The following is a 6,203-nucleotide window of genomic DNA, read 5'->3' as shown; positions in this document are numbered from 1 at the left end:
GGGGAGCCTATGCCAGCGCCGCCTTCACGAGTCCGCTGGCTTTGCCCATGTCGAGTTGGCTGCCGTGGCGGGCCTTGAGCGTGGCGACGACTTTGCCCATGTCCTTCATGCTGGTTGCGCCGAGTTCGGCCTTGATGGCTTCGATTGCGGCCTTGGTGTCGTCCTCGCTCATCTGCTGGGGCAAGAACTCCTCGATCACCACGAGTTCGGCCTGTTCGATATCGGCGAGTTCCTGACGGCCACCCTCTAGATAGAGCGTGATCGATTCGCGGCGCTGCTTGGCCATCTTCTGGAGAACGTCGACGACGAGCACGTCGTCATCGGGCACGTTGGACGCCGTGCGCAGCTCGATATCCTTGTCCTTGAGCTTGGCGAGGATGAGGCGGACGGCGGCGAGGCGCGGCTTGTTGCCGGATTTCATGGCACTGATCTGGGCGGCCTTGATCGTATCGCGGATCATGGGATTCGTATTCCTGTGGATGGAGCGCGCACGAGGGCGCGAAGCAGTGTCACTTAGGCGAAACTTTCTGCCTTCGCTAGGTTGACGGGAGGGGGCGAGGGGCCTAGCGACCGAGCCTTAGCGACATCGCCAGAACCCTGCCAACGGAGCGCCCCCTATCATGGCCGACCCCGCCCACACGCATGCGCCGAAACCGGCTGGAGCGACCGGCGTTCTTGTCCTTGCCGATGGTTCGGTGGCGTGGGGCCGCGGCTTTGGCGCGGCGGGCAAGGCTGTGGGCGAAGTGTGCTTCAACACCGCGATGACCGGCTATCAGGAAGTGCTGACCGATCCCTCCTACGCGGGGCAGGTGGTGACCTTCACGTTCCCGCATATCGGCAATGTCGGCACAAACCCTGAGGACATGGAAAGCCACGATGTGCCAGGCGCCATCGGCCTCGTGGTGCGCGAGGATGTGACCGATCCGGCCAACTTCCGCAGCGTGGAGCCCTTGCAGGCGTGGCTCGCGGCACGGGGCAAGATCGGGCTTTCGGGCATCGACACCCGCGCGCTGACGCGGCGCATCCGCCTTGGCGGCGCGCCCAACGCGGTGATCGCGCATGATCCCGATGGCGATTTCGACATTCCGGCACTGCTCGCCGAGGCGCAGGTCTGGCCCGGCCTCGAAGGCATGGACCTCGCCCGCGTGGTGAGCCGCGAGGAGCAGGACGAGTGGGAAGGCGGCGTCTGGCGGCTGGGGCAGGGCTATGCCCGCTCGCCGCACGATCCGCGCCCGCATGTCGTGGCGATCGACTATGGCGCGAAGGACAACATCTTCCGCAATCTGGTGAGGGCCGGGGCGCAGGTGACGGTGGTGCCCGCCGAAACTTCGCTGGAGACGGTGCTGGCGCTCTCGCCCGCGGGCGTGTTCCTCTCGAACGGGCCGGGCGATCCGGCGGCGACGGGGGCTTACGCGGTGCCGGTGATCCAGGGCCTGCTGGAGCGCGACATTCCGGTCTTCGGCATTTGCCTTGGCCACCAGATGCTCGGCCTCGCGGCGGGGGCGAAGACGATCAAGATGCACCAGGGCCACCGCGGCGCGAACCACCCGGTGAAGCGCCATGCCGACGGCGTGGTCGAGATCACCTCGATGAACCACGGCTTTGCGGTGGACAACACCGCGCTGCCCGAGGGCGTGGAGGAGACGCATGTCTCGCTGTTCGATGGGTCTAACTGCGGGATTGCGGTGAAGGGCAAGCGGGCGTTTGGAGTGCAGTATCATCCCGAGGCGTCGCCGGGGCCGCAGGATAGTTTTTATCTGTTTGAGCGGTTTGTGGGGATGTTGGGGTGACCTTCGTCGCTGACCAATCATTGATGGAGACCCGCGACGTTGCCCTTGGGGCGAGCTTGCACGTGATTTCCGGGGGCAGTGACGGCTCAAAGGAGTTCGAGATTCGGTTCCCTGATAACATCATCAGATTTTCGGCCGAATTGGACGCTAATGTTTGGCGAGTCCGACTCAGTAAAATTGAGGAACGAGCGATCATTTCTAACGCGCTACTCGCTTTTGGTTATGGACACGGTCTCTGGGCGGATAAAATTTCAGACGTTCTTTTTCTTGAAGAACGCAGAAGACTTTTTAAAATTTCATACAGGTGGGTTAATGCCCAATCGCACTGACATACCCTCGATCCAATCCACCGCCGCCGGGACTTCCCTCCCGCGCGGCTGTGCTTGGGCTGGGCGGCGTCTGCGCTTTCGGGGGCGGTGCACCCCCACCCAACCCTCCCCCGAGCGGGGGAGGGCTTTTTCGGTTGTGCGGTGTTCTGGCGTATTGCGCGACCTGCCCCTCCCCCGGTCGGGGGAGGCCGGGTGGGGGTGCTCAGCGCTCGAATGGGTCAATCCGGTTTCGGGCCAAGGCGATTTCATGCGCTATGGTCAGCAGTACGCCATCGGTGTTGGCGAGGACATCGTTGTTCCAGAAGCGGATTACGCGGTAGCCATGCGCTTCGATCAGGCGCGTGCGCACCGCATCGGACTCGCTGTCAGCGTGCTGCCCACCATCCAGCTCGATGGCGAGGCGCAAGGATCGGCAGGCGAAATCGGCCACGGCGTTGCCGATGGGATATTGCCGGGTGAAGCGCGCGCCCAGTTGATCTCCTCTCAGCCGCGACCACAGCCGCTTTTCCGCTTCCGTAGGATCCTTGCGCAGTTTGCGCGCAACCGGCGTCAGGCGTTTGTTGCTCATACGTCTTGCACCCCCACCCAACCCTCCCCCGAACGGGGGAGGGCTTTTATAGCGAAGTCCGCATAATGCCCAAACGCACTGACATCTCCTCGATCCTGATCATCGGCGCCGGGCCGATCATCATCGGCCAGGCTTGCGAGTTCGATTATTCGGGCACGCAGGCGGTGAAGGCGCTCAAGGAAGAGGGGTACCGGATCATCCTGGTCAACTCGAACCCCGCGACGATCATGACCGATCCGGACATGGCGCACGCGACTTATGTCGAGCCGATCACGCCCGCGGTCGTCGCCAAGATCATCGAAAAGGAGCGCCCCGATGCGGTGCTGCCGACGATGGGCGGGCAGACCGCGCTCAATACCGCGCTGGCGCTGGCGCGCGATGGCACGCTGGAGAAGTTCGGCTGCGTGATGATCGGCGCGGATGCCGAGGCCATCGACAAGGCCGAGGACCGCATGAAGTTCCGCGATGCGATGGACAAGATCGGGCTGGAATCCGCCCGCTCCGGCATCGCGCATACGGTCGAGGAAGCGCTCGCGGTGCTGGAACGCACCGGGCTGCCCTCGATCATCCGGCCGAGCTTCACGATGGGCGGCACCGGCGGCGGCATTGCTTACAACCGCGAGGAATTCGTCAGCATCGTGCGCGGGGGCCTCGAAGCCTCGCCGACCACCGAAGTGCTGATCGAGGAATCGCTGCTGGGGTGGAAAGAGTACGAAATGGAAGTCGTCCGCGACCGGAACGACAATGCCATCATCATCTGCTCGATCGAGAACGTCGATCCGATGGGCGTGCACACGGGCGATTCCATCACCGTCGCCCCGGCGCTGACACTGACTGACAAGGAATACCAGATCATGCGCAATGCATCGATCGCGGTTCTGCGGGAAATCGGTGTCGAAACAGGCGGTTCGAACGTGCAGTTCGCGGTCAACCCGAAGGACGGGCGCCTCATCGTCATCGAGATGAACCCGCGCGTCTCGCGCTCCTCGGCGCTGGCGTCGAAGGCCACCGGCTTCCCGATCGCCAAGGTCGCGGCGAAGCTCGCCGTGGGCTACACGCTCGACGAGATCATGAACGACATCACCGGAGCGACCCCGGCGGCGTTCGAGCCGACGCTCGATTATGTCGTCACCAAGATCCCGCGCTTTGCCTTCGAGAAGTTCAAGGGCGCCGAGCCGCTGCTCGGAACCGCCATGAAGTCCGTCGGCGAAGTCATGGCAATTGGCCGCAATTTCCAGGAATCGATGCAGAAGGCGCTGCGCGGTTTGGAGACCGGGCTTGACGGGTTCAACCGTGTGGTCGAGCTGGAAGGCGCCACCCGCGACCAGATCGTCGCGGCGCTGAGCCGGGCGACGCCGGAGCGGCTGCTGGTGATCGGGCAGGCCTTCCGCGAGGGGCTGTCGGTCGAGGAAGTGCACGCCGTCACCAAGTACGAGCCGTGGTTCTTGCGGCAGATCGAGGCGATCATCGCCGAGGAAACGAAGATTGCAAGCGAAGGCCTGCCGATCGATGCGGCAGGGCTGCGGCGCCTCAAGGCCATGGGCTTTTCCGACAAGCGGCTGGCGACCCTGGCGGTTCGCTCGGTGGGGGTGGCCGGAGGGCTGGGCGAGACGACGGCGCGTCGCTCCGGGCTGCTCCATGACGTGCTGAACGCGATGGCGGGGGCGACGAGCGAGGAAGAAGTGCGCGCGCTGCGCCACAAGCTGGGTGTGCGCCCGGTGTTCAAGCGGATCGACAGCTGCGCGGCCGAGTTCGAGGCGGTGACACCCTACATGTACTCGACCTACGAAGGCGGCCTGTTCGGCGAACCTGAGAGCGAGGCTGCGCCGACCGACCGGAAGAAGATCGTGATCCTCGGTGGCGGGCCCAACCGCATCGGGCAGGGCATCGAGTTCGACTACTGCTGCTGCCACGCCTGCTTTGCGCTGGGCGAGACGGACGCCGCGAGCGGCGAGCCGGGCGCCGGGTTCGAGACGATCATGATCAACTGCAACCCCGAGACGGTCTCGACCGACTACGACACCTCGGACCGGCTCTATTTCGAACCGCTGACCGCCGAGGACGTACTCGAAGTGCTGGAGGCCGAGAAGGCCAACGGCACGCTGGTCGGCGTGATCGTGCAGTTCGGCGGGCAGACGCCACTGAAGCTCGCGCAGGCGCTCGAGGATGCGGGCATTCCGATCCTTGGCACGTCGCCCGATGCCATCGACCTGGCCGAGGACCGCGAGCGTTTCAACCGCCTCGTCGAGAAGCTGGGCTTGCGCCAGCCGGCGGGCGGCACTGCGCGGAGCCGCGACGAAGCGGTCGCGGTGGCGGCGCGCATCGGCTATCCGGTGCTGATCCGGCCTTCGTACGTGCTGGGTGGGCGGGCGATGGAGATCGTCGACAGCCAGGCGCAGCTCGATGACTACATCGCGACGGCGGTGAAGGTTTCGGGCGAGAGCCCGGTGCTGATCGACCAATACCTGCGCGATGCGATCGAGTGCGATGTCGATGCGCTGGCCGATGGCGACGATGTCGTCGTCGCGGGCGTGATGCAGCATATCGAGGAAGCCGGCATCCATTCGGGCGACAGCGCCTGCACGCTGCCGCCCTACAGCCTGCCCGCAGAAATCATCGCCGAGATGGAGCGGCAAGCGGTGGCGCTGGCCAAGGCGCTGGGCGTCAAGGGCCTGATGAACATTCAGTTCGCGGTGAAGGACGGGCTGGTTTACCTCATCGAGGTCAATCCGCGCGCCAGCCGCACGGTGCCGTTTGTGGCCAAGGCCATCGGGCAGCCGATCGCCAAGTATGCCGCGCGGATCATGGCGGGCGAGAAGATCCGCAACCTGCCGCCGATCAAGCGCGACGTGCCCTATATGGCGGTGAAGGAAGCGGTATTCCCGTTTGCGCGCTTCCCCGGCGTCGACCCGGTGCTTTCGCCCGAGATGAAATCGACCGGCGAGGTCATGGGCATCGACAGCGGCTTCCCGCTCGCCTTTGCCAAGGCGCAGCTGGGGGCGGGCATGGTGCTGCCGGTGGGCGGCACGGTGTTCGTTTCGGTCAAGGACAGCGACAAGCCGGTGATCCTGCCGGCGGTCCAGAAGCTCGATGCCATGGGCTTCCGCATCGTGGCGACAGGAGGGACGGCGACGTTCCTGACCGCAGCGGGGGTCAAGGTCGAGCGGGTCAACAAGGTGGCGGAAGGGCGGCCGCATATCGTCGACCGGATCATCGACGGCGAGATCGCGCTGATCTTCAACACCACCGAGGGCTGGCAGAGCCACAAGGACTCGCAGTCCATCCGCGCGTCGGCGCTCTATGGCAAGGTGCCCTACTTCACCACGGCGGCAGCCTCGGTCGCAGCTGTGGAGGCTATCGAGGCGCTGCGCAGCACCGACCTTGCGGTAAGGTCACTGCAGGATTATTATCAATCTTCCACGTGATCCCCATCATCGCGGCGACTGGGGCCCGGTTTGGCGCATTGCTGGCCGGGACGGAACGGTTTTCCCTTGGCGATGTTTGGTCAAGGGATTG

Annotated in this window: 5 protein-coding genes; 3 read left to right on the top strand and 2 right to left on the bottom strand. The window is 64.7% G+C overall.

What is annotated here, in order from left to right:
* Positions 1–7: 7 nt before the first annotated feature.
* Positions 8–460, bottom strand: a complete 453-nt coding sequence (locus IP83_RS14165) for a GatB/YqeY domain-containing protein (RefSeq protein WP_054122872.1) — start codon at positions 458–460, stop codon at positions 8–10.
* Positions 461–620: 160 nt separating this feature from the next.
* Here IP83_RS14165 and carA point away from each other — a divergent pair, with 160 nt between their 5' ends.
* Complete coding sequence (gene carA / locus IP83_RS14160) at positions 621–1,790, top strand: glutamine-hydrolyzing carbamoyl-phosphate synthase small subunit (protein ID WP_054122871.1); 1,170 nt, start codon at positions 621–623, stop codon at positions 1,788–1,790.
* On the top strand, positions 1,787–2,119 hold the full coding sequence (locus tag IP83_RS20325) for a hypothetical protein (RefSeq protein ID WP_156309731.1): 333 nt from the start codon (positions 1,787–1,789) through the stop codon (positions 2,117–2,119). The genes carA and IP83_RS20325 overlap by 4 nt, the downstream gene beginning before the upstream one ends.
* Positions 2,120–2,321: 202 nt before the next feature.
* Here the strand turns inward: IP83_RS20325 and IP83_RS14155 are convergent, their stop codons facing one another.
* Positions 2,322–2,687: an endonuclease domain-containing protein gene (locus tag IP83_RS14155; protein ID WP_054122870.1), complete on the bottom strand. Its 366-nt coding sequence runs from the start codon at positions 2,685–2,687 to the stop codon at positions 2,322–2,324.
* A gap of 65 nt (positions 2,688–2,752) precedes the next feature.
* On the opposite strand from IP83_RS14155, the gene carB reads away from it, so the two are divergent.
* Positions 2,753–6,112 carry a carbamoyl-phosphate synthase large subunit gene (gene carB / locus IP83_RS14150; protein WP_054122869.1) on the top strand — a complete coding sequence of 1,120 codons (3,360 nt, stop codon included), beginning with the start codon at positions 2,753–2,755 and terminating at the stop codon, positions 6,110–6,112.
* Positions 6,113–6,203 lie beyond the last annotated feature (91 nt).

The sequence above is a fragment of the Novosphingobium sp. AAP93 genome (genome assembly GCF_001296055.1).
In the GTDB taxonomy this organism is placed as follows: domain Bacteria; phylum Pseudomonadota; class Alphaproteobacteria; order Sphingomonadales; family Sphingomonadaceae; genus Novosphingobium.
The sequence above is the reverse complement of the archived record's forward strand: the minus strand, read 5'-3'. Positions and strand labels throughout refer to the sequence as shown.

Excerpts from the sequence above, each read along its gene's own strand:
- IP83_RS14165 (WP_054122872.1), bottom strand. The coding sequence starts at position 460 with ATGATCCGCGATACGATCAAGGCCGCCCAGATCAGTGCCATGAAATCC.
- carA (WP_054122871.1), top strand. The coding sequence starts at position 621 with ATGGCCGACCCCGCCCACACGCATGCGCCGAAACCGGCTGGAGCGACC.
- IP83_RS14155 (WP_054122870.1), bottom strand. The coding sequence starts at position 2,687 with ATGAGCAACAAACGCCTGACGCCGGTTGCGCGCAAACTGCGCAAGGAT.
- carB (WP_054122869.1), top strand. The coding sequence starts at position 2,753 with ATGCCCAAACGCACTGACATCTCCTCGATCCTGATCATCGGCGCCGGG.